Consider the following 24,494-nt stretch of genomic DNA (forward strand, 5'->3'; position numbering starts at 1 on the left):
CCGGGTTTCCGTCGCGCCCTAGCGTCGACCCTTATCTTCCAGAAAGCCTCGTATGACCGACATGCCCACGCTTCCCCAGCCACTTAGAAGCCGCGCGTGGTTCGACAACCCCGAGAACATCGACATGACCGCGCTCTATCTCGAGCGCTATCTGAACTTCGGGCTGTCTTTGGAGGAACTGCGCTCGGGCAAGCCGATCATCGGTATCGCCCAGACCGGCAGCGACCTGAGCCCGTGCAACCGCCATCACCTCGTCCTCGCCGAACGCTTGCGCGAAGGCATCCGTGAAGCCGGCGGCATCGCGCTCGAATTCCCGGTCCACCCGATTCAGGAAACCGGCAAGCGCCCGACCGCCGGGCTCGACCGCAACCTCGCCTATCTGGCGCTGGTCGAGGTGCTCTACGGCTATCCGCTCGACGGCGTCGTGCTGACGATCGGCTGCGACAAGACAACGCCCGCCTGCCTGATGGCGGCGGCGACCGTCAACATCCCGGCGATCGCGCTGTCGGTGGGCCCAATGCTCAACGGCTGGCACAAGGGCGAGCGGACTGGTTCGGGAACGATTGTCTGGAAGGCGCGCGAGCTGCTCGCGACCGGCGCGATCGACGACGAGGGCTTCATCAAGCTCGTCGCGTCGTCGGCGCCATCGACCGGCTATTGCAACACGATGGGCACCGCGACGACGATGAACAGCCTTGCCGAAGCGCTCGGCATGCAGTTGCCCGGGTCGGCCGCGATCCCCGCGCCGTATCGTGATCGCCAGGAGGTCGCGTACAAGACCGGCAAGCGGATCGTCGATATGGTGTCGGAAGATCTGAAGCCGTCCGACATCCTGACCAAGAAGGCGTTCCACAACGCGATCGTCGTCAATTCCGCAATCGGCGGCTCGACCAACGCACCAATTCATCTCGCCGCGATCGCGCGCCACATCGGTGTCGACCTGCCGATCGACGACTGGCAGACGCATGGCCACAAGGTGCCGCTGATGGTCAACCTCCAGCCCGCCGGCGAATATCTCGGCGAGGATTATTATCATGCGGGCGGCGTCCCCGCTGTGGTCGCCGAGCTGATGAAGCAGGGCCTGATCCACGAAGACGCGATGACCGCGAACGGCAAGTCGATCGGCGACAATTGCCGGACCGCGACGATCGAGGACGAGCGCGTCATCCGCCCGTTCGCGACGCCGTTGCTCGAGGATGCCGGCTTCATCGTGCTGCGCGGCAATTTGTTCGACTCGGCGATCATGAAAACCAGCGTCATCTCGCCGGAGTTCCGCGAGCGCTATCTGTCCAACCCGGACGATCTCGAAGCGTTCGAGGGTCCCGCGGTCGTGTTCGACGGTCCTGAGGATTATCACCACCGGATCGACGATCCTTCGCTCGGGATCACGACCGACACGTTGCTGTTCATGCGTGGCGCAGGGCCGATCGGCTATCCGGGTGCGGCCGAGGTCGTGAACATGCGGCCGCCGGCGTATCTGATCCGCGAGGGCGTCCACGCCCTCCCCTGCATCGGCGATGGTCGCCAGTCGGGCACGTCGGGCTCGCCCTCGATCCTGAACGCCTCCCCCGAAGCTGCGGCGATGGGTGGGCTTGCGTTGATCCGCACCGGCGACCGTGTCCGCATCGACCTTGCCAAGGGCAGCGCCAACGTCCTGATCTCGGACAAGGACCTCGCGGAGCGCCGCGGTGCGCTGACCGAGGCCGGGGGTTACGCCTATCCGCGTTCGCAGACGCCTTGGCAGGAAATCCAGCGGGCTACCGTCGGCCAGATGGAGACCGGTGCGATCCTCGAAGGTGCCGAGAAGTACCAGCGGATAGCACAAACGATGGGGCTCCCACGTGACAACCATTAACCCCCGGATCTGGGTGAACAAGTTGCAAGAGACTATGCCGCAGTAGACAGAAAGTCGTCGCGTCCAAGATCGTAAAACGATGGACGGCGGGTTTGGAGAGGAAAGTAATGATGTCGGACCATTCGGAGATATTTGTAAGTTCGTCCTACGTTGATACGGTGGCGAACTTTGACCTACGTAATGCCTTGTCATTGCTAGCCATGAATGAACTCGGTGGCATTAACGTTGCCGAGATCTGCTGCATGAGGCACATTAGGGACGATAACCGTATCGCGCTGCGTCATCGTTGCCCTGACGGTAGCACCCGCAATTGGACTTTCGCCGAACTCGACGACGCCTCGTCGTCTTTCGCAGCCGTACTTCACGATCTGGGAGTTGAGAAAGGCGACCGCGTAGCTGGCCTTCTTCCGCGGACGCCAGAACTACTTGTCACGGCTCTTGCGGCATGGCGCATTGGTGCAGTGTATCAGCCCCTTTTTACCGCTTTCGGCCCTAAGGCGATCGAGCACAGGCTGTCCCTTGGCGAGACGCGCGTCGTCGTAACCGACATGGCGAACCGGCTGAAGCTTGCTGAGACCAAGACCATCGCTTCGATCGTGACGGTCGGAGTAACGGCCGACAGCACAGACGTGGATTTCTGGCCGGAAATCCAACTTAAGTCTGCCACCGTCACGCCGGTTGCGCTGGGCCTCGACGATCCGTTCCTGATGATGTTCACGTCCGGCACCACGGGGCCCGCGAAGCCTCTGCTCGTCCCAAACCGGGCAATCGCTGGCTTTGTCGGCTATGTTCATCATGCCCTCGGTCTGCGATCAGGGGATCGGTTCTGGAACATTGCCGATCCAGGCTGGGCATACGGCCTCTATTTCGGCGTTGTCGGTCCGCTGGCGATGGGCGTCACCATAACCTTTCACGAAGGTGCCTTTGACATCGAGTCAACGTACGAAACGATCCTTGAGTACGGTATCGTTAATCTAGCAGGGTCGCCAACCGCTTACCGCCAGTTGGTAGCCGCAGGCCCTGAAAGGGCCGCACGTATAAAGGGTCAGCTTCGAGCAGTCAGCAGTGCCGGCGAGCCGCTCAATCCGGAAGTGATCCGCTGGTTCGCCCAGTATCTCGGTGTTACGATTCATGACCATTATGGGCAGACCGAACTGGGCATGTTCGTGTGCAATCACCACGGCCTGAAGCATCCGGTTCGCCTTGGATCGGCGGGTTATGCGGTGCCAGGCCACCGAGCCGTCGTTCTCTCTGCGGACAACCGTGAACTCGGCGTCGGCGTGCCAGGGGAACTGGCCATTGATCGGAGGCAGTCGCCACTCATGTGGTTCACCGGCTATCATAAGCGTGAAACCCCCTCACTTACCGACGCATACTTTCGTACGGGTGACACTGTGGAACTGAACGAGGATGGCAGCATCTCGTTCGTCGGCCGCGCGGATGACGTCATTACAACGTCGGGCTACCGCGTCGGGCCCTATGATGTAGAGAGCGCCCTTCTGGAGCACTCGGCCGTGATAGAGGCGGCAGCGATCGGCAAGCCGGACCCCGAACGTACGGAGATCATCAAGGCTTTCGTGGTACTCGCGCCGGGATACGACGCCAGCACCGCACTGGCCGAAGAATTGCGTCTGCATGTTCGTTCGCGGTTGTCGGCACATGCCTATCCGCGAGAGATTGCCTTCGTTATCGATCTTCCCAAGACGCCTAGCGGCAAGGTGCAGCGTTTCCTTCTACGCCAGCAGGAGGCATGCGCCGCGGATACGAACGCATGACCAAGGATCGGATCGATCAAGATCTGCACGTGTCGGCCTTCGACGCTGTCGCAGGGCGACGTTCGATCCGCCAATTTCTCCCAAACCCCGTTTCTAAGGCCACGATCGATCATGTTCTGAGCTCAGCGTCGCGGGCGCCGTCTGGTCAGAATATGCAGCCTTGGTCGATGCACGTCGTCACCGGCGCCACCCGCGCGCGGCTATGCGACGAGGTGGTTGCAGCAGTGCGCGCTGACGAGCGTAGCGACGAATATGCCTACTTCCCGACCGAGATACGTCCGCCCTACCGCGCGCGCCGACGCAAGGTGGGGTTCGACCTATTTGATATCTACGGCGTCGCTCAAGCCGATCCGGCGGGACGAATGGAGGCGCTACTCCGCAACTTCGACTTCTTCGGTGCCCCGGTTGGTCTGTTCTTCACCATGGAGCGGGACTGGGGGTACGGCGCATGGATCGACATTGGAAACGTCATGACGAACGTTATGACGCTGGCGCCGGCATTTGGACTCGCAACTTGTCCGCAGCAGGTGTGGGCCGAGTACGGCGCTGCAGTGCGCCGAGTCCTGCCGTTATCGGATAATCACGTGCTGGTTTCCGGCATGGCGCTGGGCACCCCCGATCCTCACGCCGCAGTCAATCGCCTAATAACCGAGCGCGTCTCAACGGACGATTTTGTCCAATACCATGACTAGACTAGTCCGCACCAAGTGCAACCTTGCGTCTTCAAGAACTCGATCCAGAAATCGGATCATGCGCATCAAAGGATCCTATTCGATGTTTAGACAGAAACACAAATTCATCGTTTGTACATCGATAGCGCGGGTGTCGCCGACGCAGGCCGTCTGCTAGGATGTCTAGACTCCTACAAGCTTACCGCAACCGACTCATGACGGCCGACGCTGCGGTTGCCGCCATCCCGAACGGCGCGCGTATCTGCATGGCTTTGGGCGTAGCCCAGCCCCCGGCGGTGCTCGATGCACTTGCGCGACGTGCCGCGGCCGGCGGTATCGACGGTGCAAGTCTCTACTATCTGCTATCCACCGCGATGGCGGGACAAAGCGTTTTGCGGCGGGAGCTCAGCACTCGATTGCGCCCGATGAGTTTGTTTCACAGTTCGATAGAGCGCACACTCGATCTGCAGTCGATCGAGGCAGGGCAAGCACCGGTCGACTTGATTCCGGTTTCCTTCAGCCGCGTACCAGGGGTCCTATGCAAAGACATTGGGATCGACACGCTTGTGACGCAGGTCGCTCCGCTCGACGCCAATGGCGAATTCAGCCTGGGAACCAATATCGACTATGCTCATGCAGCAGCGCGCCACTGCCAGCGCGTTATCGTCGAGGTGAACCATCATATGCCCCGGACGAGTGGACGAAACACAATTCCGTTGTCCGCAGTCACCGCGATCGTCGAGCATGATCGGCCACTTACCGAGGTACCGGCCATATCGCGCCGGGCCGCGGACGAAAGGATCGGCGCGATCATCGCCGGACTGATCGACGACGGTGCCTGCCTGCAAATGGGCATCGGTGCGGTACCCGAAGCGGTCTGCGCAGCGCTTCACGATCACCGAAGTCTTGGCATCCATACCGAACTGATGACACCGGGCCTGGCGGCGCTCATGCGTTCGGGGGTCGCCGATAATAGTCGCAAGACCATTCATCCCGGAAAGTCCGTGTTTACCTTCGCGATGGGCGATCGCGACTTTTACGACTTCATGGATGGGAATGCCGACCTCGAAGGCCATCCGGTAGAATACGTGAACGAGCCATCGGTGATCGCACGCAACGAGAAGATGGTCTCCGTGAACGCGACGCTCGAGATCGATCTGGAGGGCGCTTGCAACTCCGAGGCGATGCACGGCCGCCAGTACAGTGCAGCCGGCGGGCAACTGGATTTCGTCCGTGGTGCCTCGGCTTCATCGGGGGGAAAATCGATTATCGCTTGTCATTCCACGGCTGCCGGTGGCGGTGTCTCACGCATTGTTCACCGCTTGAGTGGACCTGTCACCACGCCGCGGAACGATGTTCACTTCGTCGTTACCGAACACGGCTTCGCCGACTTGCGCGGCAAGTCCATTGCAGAGCGTGCAAAAGCATTGATCGCGATAGCGGATCCTCGATTTCGCGAGGAGCTCGCAGTCCATTGCCGATGAGGACATGATCGGACCCAAGCCGCCATCAGACTAACCGGATTTCAATAGGTCGAGGTATTCGAAACCGAATTAATCGGCAAGAGGGCTAGGTCCAAGCACGATAAAATGGGCAGCAGAAACGTAGTTTTATAGATTTACGAAGCCGTTTGACGAGGCGGAGAAAACATTAGATTATCCGTTTCGACAAAGTATTCACGGCTAATGCACCGACCCGAAACCGGGTAAAGCACGCGTATACAGACTGAGCTTATAGAAAGATTAGTTTATTACAGATATCGAATCGGGTTGGATGCTGCTTCGTTCTGTAGCTTGAGGCAGCATCCAATTTACGGTGATGTGAGCATCGCAGCGGATAGCTCGATGACCTGGGCTAAGAGAGTAAGGCGGTACATTCCGCTTTCCAAGGATCACGTAATGCTACCCGGACATCAGAGTATGCCTGCCCGACGGCCCGTCTCACCGATCTTTAGCATGCGTCGATCCGAAGGTGGGCAGCTCCAATTCGCCGCATCCTTCACATCGCCACGGCCATTGTAGCGTGCCATTTCTGGGAACTTGCACAGCAGCTGGGTCCAGTTCGGATACTTGAGCGCACTGGCCTTGGCGAAGCCGGGCCAGAACTGGCGGTCCTTTACGCTTGTCCGCAAAGCATCCGGTGCCGTGCCCCTCTCGACCCAGTTCTCCAGCGCGCCGAGAGCATCGAAGCTGTTGGGCGCGATCCCGCTTGCGCTGCAATGCGTAGTTCCTGGTAGAAGGAACAAGCGAGCCTTGTCCTGAAGCTTCCTATAGCCACCATTGCGCGCCGCGAGCTGCTTATAGTAGTTGACAGACATATATGGTGAAAGCGCTTCGTCGCTAAGATTGTGCCACATGAGCAGCTTCGTCCGGCTCCGCATTAGACGGTCTGCGTTTTCGGGGAAGTGACCGATTCCTGTCCTGAGCGCGGCGCGCGCGAGCTGGACTTCCGTTGAAGGAACGACAGACCGGAACGCGGTGATCGGGCCGGGGCCGCCGGCGCGCAGTTGGTAAATGGATTTCAGGGAGAATGCTGGATCATTCCGGTGCACGAATACTTTTTGCACGGCCGCGCCGATGCCCGGTACGGGGGAAGTGGCACTAAGTTCGCTGACAGAATAACCCGGTTGGATTACAGTACCGCGGTCATCGGTCACAGCGCTAAGCATGACGCTGGCCGTCTCCACCTGGGCCTTGGTGAAACATTGTCCGCCGGTCTTATCGTTGGCGCACTTGGGCAGGTCGCCCTCCGGATTAAAGTGACACGCAGCGGGGTTCTGGATGATGCCATCCTTGACACCGTCGAGACCATCGCACTGGGCCTTGACCAGTCTGTCCATGGTCGACAGCAAGGCGGGAGAAAGAGACGCATTGGGTCTGCTTTGAGCGAGTTCGATGCCGGCGTTTTGGTACGCTAGACCGACCGGATTGTAGGCCGAGCCGGCTATGATCCCGTCAAATTCCTCAGGAAAATAGGATGCCGCAACAAGTGCGTCTCGTCCGCCGCCGGAGCAGCCGTTGAAATACGAGCGGGCGATAGCCCGGGAGGTTCCACTTGCTTTGGCGTAAAAAGCTACAGTCAGGTCTTTGCCCGCGCGAACCAACACACGATCGGCACGAAACAACCAATCGTCGATCGAATCCTGATCTACTGTGCCGTCGGGGCGTACCGCCCAAGAGGCGAACTCTGGGCCTTCATGGCCCTCATCCGTGGCGAAGTGAGCATAGCCTCGCTGGATGATGTCGCCCGGTTCGCCCTGCGCCGGTCCGCTAATCGTTGGGGCCGCAGGATTATTAATGATGAAAAAGCCGCAGTGGCCACCGCACCCGGACTGCAGGTACTTGCCGTTCCAGTTCGCCGGAAAGGTCGCAAGAAAATTGGCGGTCTTCCCTGTCTTGGGATTGGTTACGAAGGTACCGGTGAATTGGCAGAAAGCCGGCATTCTGTCGGTCGCAGCTACAAAGCTTGTTGCGGACTTGAAGGGGCCGTTGCCCACTGCCTTGACCACGATTCTGTTGGCAGGGAGCGACGAGGCGATCTGCTGAGCGCCGTCGGCCGTGCACATCGCCTGCAACTGGCCGCTTGTTACCTCTACGGAACGTGAGGTCTGAGCGATTCCACCTGTGGACGCAATTCCGACTATTATGGCGACTCCGCCCGTTGCGAGCCCGAGCTGCGCAAAATGCCGCATCTTAATTTTAATGTTCATACGATCCCCTCTTAGTCACGACATGGTAGGACCCTGCTCAGCCCGGCTCGAATGCCGTCGCAGGCATGGCACCCCGCGCTGCCGCACCAACCGCAAAGCAACTTTATGAGACGCTCGTCGCACAGGCGCTGCCTGTTCTCGTCTGCCAGCCCCTACTCACGAGCACCTCGACCCCCGTCAACGGGCGGAACTTCCGCCCGTTGTTCAGATGATTAGCGTACTCCCGCGCGCCGACCAGTTTCGCCGATCGTCAGCATACGTCGATCCGAAGGCGAGCAGCTCCAGTTTGCCGCATCCTTCACATCGCCGCGGCCGCTAAAGCGTGCCATCTCCGGGAACTTGCACAGCAGTTGCGTCGAGTTCGGATACTTGAGGGCGGCAGCCTTCGCCGCGCCGGGATAAGGTTGCAGGTCCATGACGCTGGCTCGCAGGGCGTCCGGTGCCGCACCGTGCTCCACCCAGTTCTCCATCGCGCCTAGACCATCTAAAAGGTTGGGTGCGATTCCGCTCGCGCTGCAATGCGTGGTTCCAGGAAGTAGGAACAGTCGCGCCTTGCTTTGTAGCTTGCCGTAGCCGCCATGACGCGCTGCTAGCTGCTTGTAGTAGTTGATGGACATGTACGGCGAGAGCGCCTCGTCGCTCAGATTATGCCACATAAGCAGCTTAGTCCGGCTCCGCATTAGACGGTCGGCATTCTCAGGAAAGTGGCCGGTTCCTGTACCAAGGGCGGCGCGAGCAAGGCGGACTTCCGCGGAGGGTACGACAGACCGGAATGCAGTGATGGCACCAGGGCCGCCGGCGCGCAGTTGATAGATGGAATTGGCCGAGAAGGCCGGGTCATTCCGGTGTACGAAAGCTTTCTGTATAGCCGCTCCGCTGCCTGGAAGAGGGAAGGCTGCACTTAGCTCACTGACCGAATAGCCCGGCTGAACCACATTGCCGCGTTCATCGGTCACGGCGCTGAGCATGACGCTGGCCGTCTCGACCTGTGCCTTGGTGAAACATTGTCCACCTGGTTTGTCGTCGGCACATTTCGGTAGGTCGCGCTCCGGATTGAAATTGCAGGCGGCTGGGTTCTGAATGATGCCATCCTTAACGCCGTCGAGGCCATCGCACTGAGCTTTGACCAGTCTGTCCATGTTCAACAGAAGGGCGGGGGAAAGCGATGCGTTGGGTCTGCTTTTTGCAAGCTCGATACCAGTGCTCTGGTATGTGAGACCGATCGGGTTGTAGGCAGAGCCGGCGATGATCCCGTCGAACTCTTCGGGGAAATAGGACGCGGCAACGAGTGCTTCGCGTCCGCCGCCAGAGCAGCCGGCGAAGTACGAGCGGGCGATCGGCCGCGGCGTTCCGCTAGCCTTCGCATAGAAAGCGACGGTCATTTCCTTGCCGGCGCGAACCAACACGCGGTCGGCACGAATCAGCCAATCGTTGATCGGATCTTGGTCGACTGTGCCGTCGGAGCGTATCGCCCAGGAGGTCATATCCATGCCTTCATGGCCCTGATCCGTGGCGAAGTGAGCATAGCCGCGTTCAATGATGCGTTCGGCCACGCCCCTGATGTACGGGTTGGCCGGATTGTTGGGGAGAAAATAGCCGCAGTGCCCGCCGCACCCTGATTGGAGATACTTGCCGTTCCAGTTCGCCGGAAAGGTTGCGAGGAAATTGGCAGTCTTCCCTGTTTTGGGGTTGGTCACAAAAGTGCCGGTAAATTGGCAAAAAGCTGGGATCTCTTTGTTCGCAGCGACGAAGCTCGTTGCGGCCTTAAACGGACCGTTGCCTACCGCCCTGACCGTAATCTTGGTTCCAGTCAGCGACGATGCGATCTGCTGAGCGGCGCCAGCCGTGCACATGCTCTGCAATTGCTCGCTCGAAACTTTTATAGGTCGGGCGTTCCGCGTAACTCCACTAGCTGAAGTCGCCACCGCCACCGCCACGCAGATTCCACCTGTAAGGAGCCCCAGCTTAGCAAAGCGCGAAATCATGATTCCGGTCTTCATATAATCCCCTCCTGCCCGCAAATCGGATCGTATTTATTTTTTGGAAGTGCTCATTCACGCTGACGAAGTCGTAAACCGCCGCTTTCATCGGCCAGTTCAGCGCGCTTTATAAAGCAGCGCTCGAACAGCCCTGAAATTAGAGTTTATTAACTCAGTAGCGCATAATAGAACGGACTAGTTCTGTTTTCAAACCCTTTTTTGGTAGCGTGGTCGTGGAGTTGCCCTTGGCATAACATGAGGCTGTGCGGGGGCTGTCGTAGATGGTAATCAAGAGGATGACGGGCCGTTCAAGGCTAAGCTTAAATGCCGGCATCATCAGATTTATCGCCCCATACCGATCAGATGATTTGAATCTGACATGAGGTAGCGGTACAGTGGCGGGCCGGTAAAGATGCGTCACGTCCAAACAAATCTGCTTCAACGGGCATTACTTCAGATCTCCTTATGAAACTAGCCATGACCTGAACAAACAAATACGCCGTTACACTCTTTATTTACTTCTCACTGCACGATGAACCTATTCTGAGCCGCTGCAGCAATTAAAGCCATAAAATACAGTAATATCCTTGGGCTGTGACCTTCACTATCGTTGCCGATATCGTTCGGTATTTAAGGAGAGCCAGTTTTGGATACTGGCACGCGAGCGCAATGCACCATCAAAAGAGGTTTGGGTTGTACTGTAGCTTCACCAAGATCGCGCCCGGCGCTTGACTGTTCCTCTGAGCGCGTCCGTGCCGAGAGGCATGAGATACTCCACCTCTCGCTTAGCTCGTCAAGTTGCTAATCAATCAGCGCAGCCAAAGCAGACTGCCTCGCTACTGTCGTATCGCAAAGAACCGAGCGCTAAGATGCCCTCATGCGAACCGCTCCGCGGCATGGTCGCGAAACGCCTCCTGATCGCGGACATATTCGCTGAGCATCTCGAGCGACTTGTGCCGGCTATGCTCCTTCATCTTGAACAGGTTGGCGCCCTGTCGCCCGGCTTCGGTCAGGAAGCCCGCGCGCAAACTGTGGCCGGCGAAGAGGGCGGGATCATAGCCCGCCACGGCTGCGCGCGCCTTGACGACCAGTGCCACGGTCTGGGGACTGAGGCCATGCGCGGTCAAACGACCATGCGGAGTCAGTCGTCGGAAGAGCGGCCCGCTGCTGATCCCCGCGGCCTCAAGCCAGGCGCGGTAATGCCGCACCGGCTCCATCCGCCGACCATCGAGAATGGCGACCGACTGCCCCCTGCCCTCCTGGTCGCCCTTCGACACCGGGATATGGATGATCAACCCGCGTGGATCCTCGCTGACATGCGCGACGTCGATCGCCACCAGCTCGGACCGCCGGAACGCCCCCATCATACCCAAACTGAGCAAGGCCCGGTCGCGATAATCCTGCAGACTGACGCCAGTGATCGTGCGAACCATATCGCGCAGGACATCGCCGTCGGCGGGTCGCTTCTTGGCGGGCCGCTCGCCGCGTTTGGTATTGCGGATACCGCGCATGACCTTCTCAAGCGCCGCAGCGCCAGCCTGTGTCGTGGGCGGTTCAACCCGCTGCTCACCGCGGAAGAGATTATGGCGATGCAACGGACCTACTTAGAACCCGTGGCCGGATGTTCGCAACGCCTTCCCGGATCCCTGACCGCCTCTCGCGCAGCTGTCGGCATGCGCGCTACACCCATGTGATGGAACCGATGGCGCGCCGTCCCCGCCTTGGATATAGCCGTGGGGATGAGCTCTTCCCCACGTGTGTTGCACCGTCTCGTTGTTGCCGTTGTCTTGCCGTTGCTGGCGGCACCGTTCCCTGTCAGCGGGGCAACGGTTCGTAAAGTGAGGCCGCGCGCCTCGGTGCCTGCGCCGGTTACGGCGAGCAATGCCATCATTGCACTGCCTTTGAATCCGGTAGTGCCAACGGGGCAGCGACTGTGTTCGGCACGGACGCCTTCCGGGCTGGGATATACGATGCTGCGCCCTGGATCTGGCGCGAAGCCCACCCAAGGTGATGTCGCGCTAGTGAATTACATCGGCTATCTGGCGACGACTGGGGCGGTGTTCGACCAGGGGATGCGGTCGCCGTTGCCTGTCAACGGCGTGATCCAGGGCTTCTCTCAAGGATTGCAGATGTTAGCCAAATCGGGCGTTGCGCGGTTCTGTATCCCCGCGACCATGGGCTATGGGTCGCAAGCGTCAGGCCCGATCCCTGCCAACTCTGATCTCGTGTTTCAAGTCGAGCTGGTAGACTTCAAGACGGCCGCTGAGGTGGAGGGCATGAACAGGGCGCAAGCAGCCGAACCGTCTGCACGGAAGGACGCCGCCCCACAGCCATAGAAGGACAGTTCGTTTGAAATCGATATGTTTGGCGCTGTTGAGTTCGCACCTTCGCTGAGCGGAGATTTGACTATCGCACAGCAGTAGGTGAAATGTTCGGCCGGCTACCGCGGCGATAGGAAGAATGATGGCAACCCAAACCTCAGGTGGCTCGATCGTCGCCTGCCCGGTCTGCGCCACCCTGAACCGCGTACCGCGTGACAAGCTGGGCACCGGCGGGACCTGTGGCAAATGCAAGAACGCCCTGTTCTCGGCCAGGCCGATCACCATCACGGCGGCCAACTTCGACGCGCACGCGTCACGATCCGACCTGCCACTGCTCGTCGATTTCTGGGCATCCTGGTGCGGCCCCTGCCGTCAGATGGCGCCGGCATTCGAAGCTGCGGCTAAACAGCTTGAGCCATGGGTCCGCCTGGGTAAGCTCGACACCGAGGCGGAGCGGGCGATTGCCGGACGCTATAATATCCGATCGATCCCGACGATGATCCTGTTTCGCAAGGGCCGCGAGATTGCGCGGCAGGCGGGCGCCATGCCGGAGCGCACGATCGTCGATTGGGCGCGCAGCGCAGCGCATTGACCTCGCGCCAGTGGCCATCCGGTGACGCTCGATGGCCGCTAGTTCGTAGTCCGCGGTCGCCTGTGGCGGATGGCGACCCCGGCGCGGGTGCAAGATCGCTAACGTCTGGTGCGCGATTTGATGCACCCGCGCCGCACCGTGGGTGACGCGTTAGCAGAGCATGAGAAGCGCGCACGCGAGCACGCAACATCCGACAGCTTTTCGGAAAGCCAATCCAAGCCGATTAATCGAGATAGCTTACCGTCCTGCCAATGTTGAGTTGACCCTGCTATCGATCGGCTATGCTCAAATCACGGATCAAGCGGCGTGCTGCCGTAGGCGAGCGCGCGGTCGATCGCCGCGCTGACATCGAGGCAGCGGTTGCTGCACTCGAGGACGAGGACCTCCTCGATCTGGCGGATATCTTCTCGGGCGACACGGTGACGCCCTTGAAGGAAATGGCGTCCACCGAAATGGCAAAACGGAACATCAGCCTGTGACCGTACGCCGCCAGGCGGAGGCGGCCAGCTATCGTGTAACGCCCGCCTTGTCTAACACGATGGCAGACATGGATAAGCTGGCGTCTGCTTTGGAACATATTGTCACCTGATGTTTACCAGCACTAAGTCGACATTGCTCGTTTATCGTCGCAATCCAGTGGTGACATCCGCGTCGACAATCCCGGGTTAGCTAACGCTCTTTGACCCACAAGACGACATTCAGCAGTCGTTATGCGCTTCCCAACTTCAGACATTCGTTCATCCCCGCGCGACCTGATATTGGCGAACGATCGTCCGTCAGGGATGTCGTGAATGGGAAGGAAAGCGGACCGGCGGCTATTGGGAATGCATGTGGCGTTAGCGGACGTCGCCTGACGGTGCGGCCTTTCGTGCCAAGGATCGGCTTTTGAGAATTTTCGGTGCCGGTGAATTAAGGGTCGTTGCAATCGGCCGGCCGTTAGGCCGGCAAGCACGTTTCATTGGGCTACGGCACTTGCCACCCCTTCTACGCCGGCCAAAAACGCAGGTGTAAGTTTCGGGGCGATGGCGACGAGATCATAGCGCAGCACGAGTTGTCGCCATGCCGCCGGTATTTCCTGAGCCGGGATGTCTCGAAGCTGCCGCAGGTCAAGTAGGATCCAATCGGATGAAGCCGCCTGTCTCGGCCGGCCAGCGAGCGCGCTGGCGAACCAAGGATAATCTCCGTCGGCGATCGGTGTGTAAGGTTCAACTTTAACCTGCCGACCAAACCCGTTGTAAGCGCCCAAGCTGCCTTCCTTGCCCATCACTAGTATATGCAGCGACGAGGCACCTCGCCCTTCGGCGTATTCGGTGACGAAGTTGCCAAGGTCGCGTTGCCTAAGGCTGTTGAAACCTTTGGCCACATGAACGTCACCGAACTTCACAAGCACGCGACTGTTGGCAGGTACGCCCCACAGGTAACTGCTCATCGTGCGCTTGATGAGCCGTGCTCGCCGGCCATTCGGGTCTCCGATACCGCTACTCGACGCCAGAAAGATTGCCCGCGTTTCGGCCAATTCGTCGAATAGTTGTAGAGCGCGACTGCCCCCGTCCTTGACGATTGCAGTTCGTGCCGCACTCATCTGCGCATCGCCGATCGTGTAGATCAGAAGCTTACCAGGTGATCCTGAACTCACCGCCCCGGCTGTGGACCGTCGATCAAGCTCTCTCAATCGTGCGATTGCCTCTTTCGCGGCAGGCCCTTGAGCGGCAGCGGCCATCTCTTCCAGCATAAATCCGCTGGCACCAAAGAACTCTTGATCCAATCCCCAAAGCTGGAACGCATCGCCAGCTTCACGTGCGCAATCGGCGGACATCGCGCTTTCCGCTATGTTGTTTTGGAATGCCATCGCATCCGGATGAGCTCGCATGAATGCTGACAGCCGGGATGTTCTGTCGGAACGGCGAAGGTCGTTGTTGAGGAGGCGAACGGCCTCAGGCCCTGTCTCCACCGCCATGGCACGAAGCCCCTTACGAGCCATCTGGTGGCACAAGGAGACGGTGAAACGCGGTATTTCCTGCGAAAAGTGTGCTTCGCCGACCAAGACATATTGTGCGCCGTCCATCGCGGCGCCGAGAATAGCCGCCCCTGGGCCTTGAAGCCCCGGCGAACCAAGTTGAAATACAGTTTCAGCCTGCATGACCCGAGCCGGGAAGTTAGTACTAGGTGAAGGTATCGCCTGCGCAATGGCGAGACTTGGAACGGCGCCAAGAAGCGCCAAAACCTGCCTGATCGTCAATTTCCACCCCCGTTTTGAACCCGTTGCATGACCGGTTCCAACCACGGGCGCAAGGGATCTACACCGGCCAAAATCTCGCTTTTTCACATGCCCGCCGACTAGGCTGCGAATCTCCGATTTTCGCTTATGAGACCCCATAGCGGGACAATAGCCCGCGCGTTCTCCGAGAGTTGATCCGGGCCTGCCCTTTCCCAAAAGTCTGCCGGTGAAAGCTCTTTCCCGAATTGGCGGACCAGAGACAAAAAAGGGGAAGGATCGTGCTTAACGAATGGCCGCTATCGGAAGCCCGGGTCTCCAGCATGAACGTCCGGGTGTGGGCGTGAGCGGAATGGCCGGAATGGGAAGGAAAGCAGACGGTCTGCTTACGGGACCGGGGGCGTCTTCCTTACTTGCTGGTCACCAAGGGCGTACCGTGGTACGTTCAAATCATCCCGTTCCGTATAATTTTGTTGTCAAAAATCCGTCCTGCCACATGGCCCGCAGGATTGGCTCATGATCTTCATCATATGGACAATCGTCATATCCCAATTTTTCGCTACTGGCGGCGTTAGCGCCAGCCGTTCGGGCTCTTTCGAATTTCGAAACGTGATCTGCCATATATACACCCCCTTGTATAAAAGGACTATATGACAACGACTTAGTCTCTGTTCTGATCCCACCTTTCCACTTTGATGAGCGAACTTCTGCAATCGGAAGCGGGGTGAAGACCTTTGAATGTCTAGGTTTGGGCAATCCCAGTCGTTGGCGACGATGATCATGGTTGCGTCCAAAGAGATCGACACTTTTCTAGTTTCGGCCGGAACGACGGTCACATGATATGCGCTTGGACTCAGCGCATAAGGAGTTAATTATGATAAAAAAGATTCTCATCGCTACGGTTTCAATCGCGGGCCTTGGTTCCCCCGCCTTTGCAGATATGCCAGGCAAAAACTGGATCAGCAGCGCCAAGGTGAAGGCCATGCTTTCCAAGCGAGGCTATCGGGTCACGAAGCTGGAAGCCGACGATGGCCATTGGGAAGGCGAAGCCCGCAAAGCCAGGGTAAACTACGAGTTTCACGTCGATCCGCATTCAGGTGCCATCACAAAAATGGAGCGTGATCACTCTTAGTCGTGCGGACACGACGCGCGCTACGCCCACGTTGGACTTGGCGCCTTCGTGTCATAATTCGACTATCAAAAGACCGCTGGTTTAAGCCGGTTTGTGTTTTACGAGCGGTGGACGATCGCCAAAGATCTAGGCGACGTTAGGTAGTTCCTGTGCAAACTTCATCAGCACCGCACGAAGTTCGCTATTTCTTAAACCTCCAATCGCTGTGTTGATGGGCATCCAGCATCGTTGTCGCTGGTGCATTTCCGGCCAGCTTTTGTTTTCCTGGCGAACCAGCATCGGAAACGCCTGAACAGCTACCATCTCTGCTTGGCCGTCGTCTTGAGTTTTCAACTGATGGTAGGTCCCAATAAATAGGGCGCTAATAGTGCCTGTAACGCGCGCTTCCTCAAACGCCTCACGAGCGGCAGCTCGGTGCGCTGGCATTCCCTGCTTTACCTTACCCCTGGGCAATACCCACCTTGCTAGCCACAACCCGATTAGAAGTAAATTGATGGCTAGCATTAGCGGTGAACCCTCGACCCATCATTCAAAGGTCGCAATGATGAAAACGGCCAGCATCAGTATTTTGGCGATTGCTCAAGCAGGCACATAAACCACCTCTTCGTCCTCATGCTTTGCTGAGACAGGACACCCTTCGACCTTTCCGCCAGCACGCTACCTACCGATATGTAAGATTAAATGGATGACCGGTCGTAGGCAGATTATAAGTCGCGCAGAGTGTCTGCAATCGGCGCTTTGAGCTATACGACTAGATCGAAATTTCGTATGTTGGCAGCCAGAATTCGGCCATCCGCATATAAAATCGGGGGCTTAATCATGTGCTTCTTCGATGTGAAGTAAAGAGGTCTCCAATCTGGTTGACACCAGACTGTAGGTTCATAAAGGTCTTCCCCAAGCCCAGGTGGCTCAAGCTGTCTCGCCTTCAATGGATAGAGCGTCAATCGCCACTGATATCCAGGCACCAACAACTTTGATTTCAAGATCATACGCAAGTTTCAAGGCCTGCTTAAGCTTGTCTTTTAAATTACCTAACGATTCATCCATGATTTATCTCTGTCTATTTCGGAGTTGTAGTGCCTGAATCGACGTCGGGATCATTTAGCCTCAGCGCATAACCCGGCGAAGGTTTGATCGAACTCGGCGCCACCGTCAGCTATGGCCCCCATCCTCGCGGTCTTCGCGTAAAAGAAGCGACGGAAGGCCTGCCCCGCCCCAGGCTGTACCTGTCCGCAAACAACCTGATGCCTAGAATTCGAGCCGATCACCTCACGCAATCGGGCATCCGCCGGCAAGGCAAGCGCGCGCAGTATGACGGGCCTGTCAGAGCCCATCCAATCAGACCGTGCTGGGCCTCGGGCGACAAGTCCGGCGGATACGTTGCTGCCTGAGGCATGACCGCCAACTGCCGGGACCGATACCACGCGTACACTGTCAGGCTGGAGCCCGACCGGGGGCGGCGAATAAAACACGAATACGGCGACGAGCAGTGCGGTACAGGTGCCAACAGCCAACAGGCCCCACCACAAATGACGCGACCGCGCCATCGTGAGATCATGCATCTTAGGGTCGCTGGATATTGCTGAGGACGCCGAGCCATCCGGGTGCCGCGTTGCTCAGTTCACCGTTTTTAGCGAACGCGGCCGGCCCATCGGCCGCTCCCTGCAACTTCCACATGAACCAGGCGGTGGGATATCCGAGCAAGGGATAAACACCGAGATTGCACGACGCCGGGATACCGCCGCTCGCGCAACCAGGATTGCCCTCGATCTCGGTATGCCCGCCCAGCGCGATCATCCCCATCGCCTTGTCGACCGCATCAGACGTCGGCCCGTAATAGCCCAGATTGGTCGGCAGGCTTGAGATCACATCGACGTCGCCACCGACATAGAAAATGGAACCACGGGTAACCTTTGACAGCGCGCCAAGGTCGATCGAGCAGTTCGCGACCACGCAGACCGCGCGTAGTGGGGTTTCGATCGGCACATAGGTCTTGAACGCAGGATCGTTCCGCGAGAACAGCAACGCCGCGGTCGCCGCACCCTGCGAATGGCCTGCCAGACCGATATTGTCGGCGTCCACCTTCCCGTAGAAGACACTCCCCGGATCGCGGGACTGAGCGAGTAGGAAGTCCTTCGCGTCGGTGACCGTTTCGCCCTGCCCCGTCGAGCCATCGCGCGATCGAATGACGATGAAGCCCCAGCTCGCGAGATGGCGCAGGAAATAGGCATTCTTCTCCGCCGGGACCGTATCCGCCGTGCCGTTGGCGAAGACAATCACAGGATGACGAAAGCCGCTGGTCCGCCCCTTGAGAGGGTTGGCGCCGAGGTCAGTCGGATACCAGATGTCGCAAACATTGCCCTCGCGGTCGCAGGCGTGGGGCGAGACGGTTGTCGTCGTGGCCCATGGACCGTCCGCCGCATAATGTCGTTCGATCGGTCCCTTGGCGTCATACGTCGCAGCCGTTGCCGGCTGCATGAGCAGCATCGCGCTTATTGCGCCGAATATTGACCAACGCATCGTTCCGTCTCCTCGAAGAGTAGCGATCAGCTTCCGGCAGTTCCTGCTATTTCGTCAGCCAGCCGTGCGCGCCGAGCCAGGTAAGCAGCGCGGTGCTCCAGCCAGTGCTGGTCGTGCCCGCCTTGCCGTCGAAGCCGAAGCCATGGCCGCCATGTTCGTAGACGTGCAGTTCGACCGGCCGCCCGGCGCGACGCCAGCTGTCGGGTAGTCCATAGCCCTGCTTGCCGAACAGCTCGTCGTCGCTCGCCACAGCAACGAACAGCGGTGGTGCACCTGCGGCGACGGTCGTTGGTGCCATCGACGGATAGATGGCGGCGAACAGATCAGGCGTGGTGCCCGGTGCTGCGGTCTTTACCAGATCCACCCCCATAATCGCGCCGGCGGAAAAGCCGAGATAGGCGACGCGGCGTGGATCGACGCCCCATTTCCCCGCACGTGCCCGCACCAGCTTCACTGCCGCCTGCGCATCGGCGAGCGCCGGTGCAGGCGCCGGGATCACGGCACCGCCCTTCGCTCCAGCCATTGCGGCAGCTGCGAAGCGCGCCAGCGCGGCCTGTTTGAACGCGTCCAGTGAAGCCGGTGTCGCATCGAGACGGTATTTGAGAACAAAGGCAGCGATGCCATGATCTGCAAGCCAGCGTGCCGGCTTCATCGCCTCGGCCTCCATCGACTCCATCAGGAAACCGCCGCCGGGCGCGATAATGACCGCAGCCCCCGTCGCCTTTGCCTTGTCGGGCAGCACCGGGAGAAGTGTTGCGGTCGCGACGTTGCGGACCGTGGGGCGACCGGCGAGCGTGAACCAGCTTTCCGCCGGCATGCCGGGCACACCGCCAGTGCCCAGTGCAATCGCACCGGTTTGCGGGGGTGTCGCGATCGGTTCGACCGGGATGCCCTGCGCCGTCACCGCCGTGGGGAGGGCAAAGGCAAGGGCAGTGACGAACAGGCTGAAGCGGTTCACGGGCATGCTCCTAGAGTGAATGGTCAGCGCCACTGGCGCGCTGGCAGGCTGACAGTGACGACAGGTCCAAGATCGGTTGCCGAGCGCCCGAGCGCGAAGCCATAGCGTCCTGCCGGCATCGTCCAGCGTCCACCTTTGCTGTCGGCAAGTATGCGAGGTTCGATTTGCACCGTGACGTTCGCCGCAGCCGCTGGCTGCACGGCGACCTTCGTAAAGCCAGCGAGACGCAGCGTGCGTCCGGCAGGCGTCGAGACGAGGTAGAGTTGCGCGACATCGCTACCCGCGCGCGTGCCGGTGTTGCGGATCGTTACCGTCGCCTTTGGCTGCGTGCCCCCAGTGACCTTCATCGGGCCGGACTGGAACTGGGTGTAGCTGAGCCCGAAGCCGAACGGGAACAACGGCGTAGCATTTTTGCGCGCGAACCACCGGTAGCCGACGTCTGCGCCCTCGATATCGTAATCGATCGGATAGCGCGTGCCGGCCGCGGTTCCGGCGGCAAAGTCCCGGTCGATCATCCCGGCGTAGGGCAGCGCCGGGCGTGGCAGCTGGTCGAGCGATGCGGGAAAAGTGACGGGTAACCGACCAGATGGATTGCTATCGCCAAACAACGTTGCGGCGATCGCATCGCCACCACGCACGCCGCCATACCACGCCTCCATCACCGCACCTGTGCGATTAAGCCATGGCATCAGGACCGGCCCACCGGTTTCAAGAACGACGATCGTCTTAGGATTAGCGTTGGTCACCGCAGCGATCAGCGCGTCCTGCCCACCCGGCAGCGACAGATCCGGGACGTCTGCGCCTTCGGCCATCCACTGCGTCGCAAAGACGATCGTCACGTCCGCCGTTTTTGCTGCCGCAACAGCCTCCGCCGCATAGCGCCCGTCATGGAATGTCACCTTGGCGTTTGGCGCCAGCGCACGGATCGCGGCGAGTGGCGCGGTGCCATGATAGGTCTGGTTATTGTATTTCGCGAGCGGCCCCTCGCCTCCCATCGGCAGCGAGACGGACGGGCCACCAAGCGGTTGCACCTGCGTCGATCCGCCGCCCGACAGCACGCCCGCATCAGCATACCCACCGATCACCGCGATCGAGCGCACGTCCTTCGACAGCGGCAGCAACGCATTGGAGTTCCGCAGCAACACGATCCCTTCGTCGGCAACGCTTCGGGCAATGCCGGCATTCGCCGCAAAATCGATGTCGGCCTTGACCGGCGGATGCGTACTAAGCCCGACCGCGTAGATCGAACGCAAGATGCGCCGGTTCATGTCGGCGACGCGCGCGGCATACGCCGGATCGCGACCGGCCGCCTCGGCGAGTGGCACGCCGAAGAAGATCTTCTTGTCGATCTGCGCACCCGATTGCTGGTCCAGCCCGGCAAGAGCAAAATCGAGGGCACCAACCGCACCCCAATCAGACATGACGAAGCCGGGGTAGCGCCAATCATGCTTCAACACGCGGTTGAGCAGGTAGTCGCTGCCGCAGGCCGGCGCACCGTTGACGCGGTTATAGGCGCACATCACCGAGCCGGGTTGCCCACGGTCGATCGCGATCTCGAAGGCGAGCAGATCGCTCATGCGGAATGCATCGTCGCCAAGTTTACCGTCGACCGCGTGACGCCCCGTCTCCTGCGCATTGAGCGCAAAATGCTTTACCGTCGACAGCACGTGCTGCGACTGGACGCCGTCGATCGCGGCACCGCCGAGAAGCCCCGAATGAAGCGGATCCTCGCCAAAATATTCAAACGTCCGCCCGTTACGGGGATCGCGCATCAGATTGATGCCACCGCCAAGCAGCACATTGAACCCTTTAGCGCGCGCCTCGCCCGCAATCATCGCATTGCCGCGGCGGATCAGGCCCGGGTTCCACGTCGATCCCATTGCGGTCGCCGACGGCAGCGCGGTCGCCCCGTCCTTACGAAGATTGGCGATGTACGAGACGCCGAGACTCGCATCGGTCTCAACCAGCGCTGGCACGCCGAGCCGGGGGATCCCAGTGACGTAGCCAGCGCCCAGTATCGCCTCGGCAGGAATGCGAACGTTAGGGATCAACGGAATCGCCCAAAGGCCATGCGTCAGCACGGTCCGCTCATCGCCTTGCATGGCGCGTTCGGTAGCGGCTGCCCGCGTATCTGCTGCAGTCGGCTGCGCTATACCGCGTGACGGCCGCTCCTGTGCGAAGACACCTGCAGCACAGGTCATCAGTACGCCACCGAGCAGTACACACCGATAGGGCATCCTCATCATCACTTCTCCCCAACGCAGCATTTTGACTTACGTGCGTGCTTGACAGTATGTTTCTAACAGACAATGATCGTTGTCAAGCGGCAGGGACCGCTGGACGGGTGAGGATAACGACGATGCGTGGATTGGCACTGCTGGTGGGCTCGAGCATTCTGGCTTGGGCGGGAACGGCTCAGGCACAGACCGGAACTCAGGCAACGCAGAGCGGAGGAAGCGAGGCTTCGCAGAGTTCAGATCCGACCGGCACCGCCGAAGGCGACATCGTCGTGACGGCGCAGCGACGGACCGAGAATCTCCGCGACGTGCCGATTGCCATCACCGTCGTGAACGGCCAGTCGCTTCGCGAGACGGGGGCCAATCAGCTTGCCGACATTACCCAGCGTGCGCCTAGTCTGAACTTCACGGCGACGCCTGGTGTGCCGAACTTTGCAATCCGCGGCGTCGGCACCAACTCGTTCGACTACGGCATCGAGTCGGCCGTCGGCATAGCGGTAGACGACGTCAACATCACGCTGCCGCGCTACGTCCCGCTCAACTCGCTCGCCGATGTCGAACGTGTCGAGGTGCTGCGCGGGCCACAAGGGCTGTTGTTCGGCAAGAACACGACTGCAGGCCTCATTTCGATCTCCACCACCAAACCACAACTTGGTGAGTTCAGCAGCAGCGGCCGGGTCCAGGCGGGCAGCCGTGACCAGGTCCAGACGCAGGCCGTCGTCAACGTACCTATTGGCGACACCGCAGCGTTGCGTGTCGTTGGCGGCTATCAATACCAGAAGCCGTCGACGCAGCTTGTTGGACCAGGTCGTCTCGATCCAGTCCGCCGGTACTTCGGCACGGCCAAGCTGCTGTGGGAACCGACCGACCGGCTTTCGCTGTACGGAATCGTCGATTACCAGAACAATAGCGGGATCGAAGCCTATTCCACCATCCGCAAGTTCGGCGGCAACGATGCGACGCCGATCCCCGCCGCCTTCCGACCCTTCGCACCCGCCAACTTCGTGTTCACGCAGAACAGCGCACTCGGCGTTGTCGCCTCGCCGACCAATAACAAGACTGCGATCGGGAGCACCGACGTGCTCCGCGACGAACATAGCCTCGGGGCGCAATTCTCAGCGAGCTACGATGCAGGGCCGCTGACCGTCACCTCGGTCACGGCGTATCGCAACCTGCGCGCGCGCGCGAATAACGATGTCGATCAGACGCCGGTCGCGTTCTTCGACACGAATATCGCCAACTCGCAATCCCACCAGTTCTCGGAAGAACTACGTGTTGCCAATAATGGCCACGGCTTCGTCGACTACACGGCCGGGCTGTATTTCTTTAAACAGCATATCGACGCACAAATCCTGCAGGCAGGCACGTTCGGCGTGTTCCCCGCAAGCACGCCGGTCCGACTGTCGCCAGTCAATGGCCAGTCGAACTTCGACTATGGGACGAAGAGCTATGCAGGCTTTGCGCAGCTCACGTTCAACGTGACGCCGTCGCTCCACCTGATCGCGGGCGGCCGGTATACGCGCGACGAGATCGACTCCACGACAACCGTTACTGCCGTCTCGGGAGTCTGCAATCTCGTCACATTCCTGCTGAGTGGCGGACGGCGCTGTGTCGGTACTCTTGCCGCGCCGATCGTCGCCAACCGGAATGCCAACGGATTTTCGGCACGCGGTGGCATCGAATATTCGATCACACCGACCGCGAACGTCTATGCGACCTATACTCGCGGCTATAAGGGACCGGCGGTCAGCTCGGCTGCGGGTGTCGCGTTCAATGTCGATCCCGAGAAGGTCGACGCCTATGAGATCGGCGCCAAGTTTGACCTCGCCGACCGCCGGGTCAGCCTCAATCTCGCGGGTTTCATCAACAACTTCCGGGATTTCCAGGCTCAGGTCTTCGACCCCACGCTGAACGGTGGCCTGGGTACCTTCCGAACCGGTAATGCCAGCACGTTGAAGACGCGCGGCGTCGAGGCGGAGGCTGTCGTGCGACCACTGCGTGGTGTCAGCCTGTCGGGCGGTGTTACCTATCTCGACACCGAATACGGCGACTACAACGTGGCCTGCTATTTCGGCCAGACCGCTGCGCAGGGCTGTTCGCTGCCCGGACCCAGCTTCAATGCGGCAGGGTCCCCGCTTGTTGGAGCGTCGAAGTGGACGACAAGCCTTGCCGCCAATGTCGACCAGCCCATCAGCAACGACCTGAAGGTCTTCCTCAACGCGGACTGGCGCTACCGCAGCCGCTTCTACTACGCGATCAACGATCCCAGCACGATCCAGAACGGTTACTCGCTGGTCAATGCGACGATCGGCATCGGCGATATCGGCGACCATGCGCGCTTCAGCGTATTCGTCCGCAACCTGTTCGATAAGCGCTACGCCGCGGCGATCTATCCGGGCAACTTCTCGGTCGGGCAATATGTCCAGACATTGCCGGACAATGCCTTCCGCCGGATCGGCGGTGCCTTCGAGTGGCGCTTCTGAACGCAGGACCGCGTGTCGCTTGTCGGCACGCGGTCGATAGGTCAGTA

General features: G+C 59.8%; 18 protein-coding genes. 9 read left to right on the forward strand and 9 right to left on the reverse strand.

The features are described from left to right. Positions 1 to 52: 52 nt before the first annotated feature. From C8J40_RS11275 to C8J40_RS11290, 4 genes are all read left to right on the forward strand, one after another. Positions 53 to 1,855, forward strand: a complete 1,803-nt coding sequence (locus tag C8J40_RS11275; protein WP_132897120.1) for an IlvD/Edd family dehydratase — start codon at positions 53 to 55, stop codon at positions 1,853 to 1,855. A gap of 107 nt (positions 1,856 to 1,962) precedes the next feature. Then, positions 1,963 to 3,630 carry an AMP-binding protein gene (locus tag C8J40_RS11280; protein WP_207901206.1) on the forward strand — a complete coding sequence of 556 codons (1,668 nt, stop codon included), beginning with the start codon at positions 1,963 to 1,965 and terminating at the stop codon, positions 3,628 to 3,630. Next, positions 3,627 to 4,322, forward strand: a complete 696-nt coding sequence (locus C8J40_RS11285; RefSeq protein WP_132897121.1) for a nitroreductase — start codon at positions 3,627 to 3,629, stop codon at positions 4,320 to 4,322. The genes C8J40_RS11280 and C8J40_RS11285 overlap by 4 nt, the downstream gene beginning before the upstream one ends. Before the next feature lie 194 nt (positions 4,323 to 4,516). Then, complete coding sequence (locus tag C8J40_RS11290; protein WP_279432591.1) at positions 4,517 to 5,785, forward strand: acetyl-CoA hydrolase/transferase C-terminal domain-containing protein; 1,269 nt, start codon at positions 4,517 to 4,519, stop codon at positions 5,783 to 5,785. 428 nt (positions 5,786 to 6,213) lie between these two features. Here C8J40_RS11290 and C8J40_RS11295 read toward each other — a convergent pair whose 3' ends face one another. The 3 genes from C8J40_RS11295 to C8J40_RS11305 form a co-directional block, all read right to left on the reverse strand. After that, positions 6,214 to 8,010, reverse strand: a complete 1,797-nt coding sequence (locus C8J40_RS11295) for a tannase/feruloyl esterase family alpha/beta hydrolase (protein WP_132897123.1) — start codon at positions 8,008 to 8,010, stop codon at positions 6,214 to 6,216. A 212-nt stretch (positions 8,011 to 8,222) separates the two neighbouring features. Continuing rightward, entirely contained in the window at positions 8,223 to 10,010 is a 1,788-nt protein-coding gene (locus C8J40_RS11300; protein WP_243693342.1) for a tannase/feruloyl esterase family alpha/beta hydrolase, read from the reverse strand. A gap of 854 nt (positions 10,011 to 10,864) precedes the next feature. Then, positions 10,865 to 11,584 carry a site-specific integrase gene (locus C8J40_RS11305; RefSeq protein WP_243693343.1) on the reverse strand — a complete coding sequence of 240 codons (720 nt, stop codon included), beginning with the start codon at positions 11,582 to 11,584 and terminating at the stop codon, positions 10,865 to 10,867. Between the two features lie 375 nt (positions 11,585 to 11,959). Here C8J40_RS11305 and C8J40_RS20740 point away from each other — a divergent pair, with 375 nt between their 5' ends. The 3 genes from C8J40_RS20740 to C8J40_RS11320 all read left to right on the forward strand — a co-directional run bounded on the left by C8J40_RS20740 (position 11,960) and on the right by C8J40_RS11320 (position 13,381). Beyond that, the gene (locus tag C8J40_RS20740; protein ID WP_243693344.1) at positions 11,960 to 12,325 is read left to right on the forward strand and encodes an FKBP-type peptidyl-prolyl cis-trans isomerase; all 366 of its coding nucleotides are present in this window, start codon (positions 11,960 to 11,962) and stop codon (positions 12,323 to 12,325) included. A 124-nt stretch (positions 12,326 to 12,449) separates the two neighbouring features. Further along, entirely contained in the window at positions 12,450 to 12,902 is a 453-nt protein-coding gene (trxC, locus tag C8J40_RS11315) for a thioredoxin TrxC (RefSeq protein ID WP_279432592.1), read from the forward strand. A 281-nt stretch (positions 12,903 to 13,183) separates the two neighbouring features. Continuing rightward, positions 13,184 to 13,381: a hypothetical protein gene (locus tag C8J40_RS11320; RefSeq protein WP_132897127.1), complete on the forward strand. Its 198-nt coding sequence runs from the start codon at positions 13,184 to 13,186 to the stop codon at positions 13,379 to 13,381. 476 nt (positions 13,382 to 13,857) lie between these two features. Here the strand turns inward: C8J40_RS11320 and C8J40_RS11325 are convergent, their stop codons facing one another. Next, entirely contained in the window at positions 13,858 to 15,042 is a 1,185-nt protein-coding gene (locus tag C8J40_RS11325) for a hypothetical protein (RefSeq protein WP_132897128.1), read from the reverse strand. Between the two features lie 949 nt (positions 15,043 to 15,991). On the opposite strand from C8J40_RS11325, the gene C8J40_RS11330 reads away from it, so the two are divergent. Continuing rightward, the gene (locus C8J40_RS11330) at positions 15,992 to 16,249 is read left to right on the forward strand and encodes a PepSY domain-containing protein (protein ID WP_132742312.1); all 258 of its coding nucleotides are present in this window, start codon (positions 15,992 to 15,994) and stop codon (positions 16,247 to 16,249) included. 126 nt (positions 16,250 to 16,375) lie between these two features. On the opposite strand, the gene C8J40_RS11335 is transcribed toward C8J40_RS11330, so the two are convergent. The 5 genes from C8J40_RS11335 to C8J40_RS11350 form a co-directional block, all read right to left on the reverse strand. Next, positions 16,376 to 16,753 carry an NUDIX domain-containing protein gene (locus C8J40_RS11335; RefSeq protein WP_132897129.1) on the reverse strand — a complete coding sequence of 126 codons (378 nt, stop codon included), beginning with the start codon at positions 16,751 to 16,753 and terminating at the stop codon, positions 16,376 to 16,378. Between the two features lie 405 nt (positions 16,754 to 17,158). Continuing rightward, positions 17,159 to 17,296 carry a hypothetical protein gene (locus C8J40_RS20310; protein ID WP_165911427.1) on the reverse strand — a complete coding sequence of 46 codons (138 nt, stop codon included), beginning with the start codon at positions 17,294 to 17,296 and terminating at the stop codon, positions 17,159 to 17,161. A 516-nt stretch (positions 17,297 to 17,812) separates the two neighbouring features. Next, positions 17,813 to 18,769, reverse strand: a complete 957-nt coding sequence (locus C8J40_RS11340) for a hypothetical protein (RefSeq protein ID WP_132897130.1) — start codon at positions 18,767 to 18,769, stop codon at positions 17,813 to 17,815. Between the two features lie 46 nt (positions 18,770 to 18,815). Beyond that, positions 18,816 to 19,727 (reverse strand): dienelactone hydrolase family protein, encoded by a 912-nt coding sequence (locus tag C8J40_RS11345; RefSeq protein ID WP_165911428.1) that lies wholly within the window; start codon positions 19,725 to 19,727, stop codon positions 18,816 to 18,818. Positions 19,728 to 19,750: 23 nt separating this feature from the next. Next, on the reverse strand, positions 19,751 to 21,973 hold the full coding sequence (locus C8J40_RS11350; protein ID WP_243693345.1) for a beta-glucosidase: 2,223 nt from the start codon (positions 21,971 to 21,973) through the stop codon (positions 19,751 to 19,753). A gap of 113 nt (positions 21,974 to 22,086) precedes the next feature. Between C8J40_RS11350 and C8J40_RS11355 the strand changes: the two genes are divergently transcribed. Further along, positions 22,087 to 24,447, forward strand: a complete 2,361-nt coding sequence (locus tag C8J40_RS11355) for a TonB-dependent receptor (protein ID WP_165911429.1) — start codon at positions 22,087 to 22,089, stop codon at positions 24,445 to 24,447. Positions 24,448 to 24,494 lie beyond the last annotated feature (47 nt).

This window comes from Sphingomonas sp. PP-CC-3A-396 (assembly GCF_004343105.1).
Lineage (GTDB): Bacteria > Pseudomonadota > Alphaproteobacteria > Sphingomonadales > Sphingomonadaceae > Sphingomonas.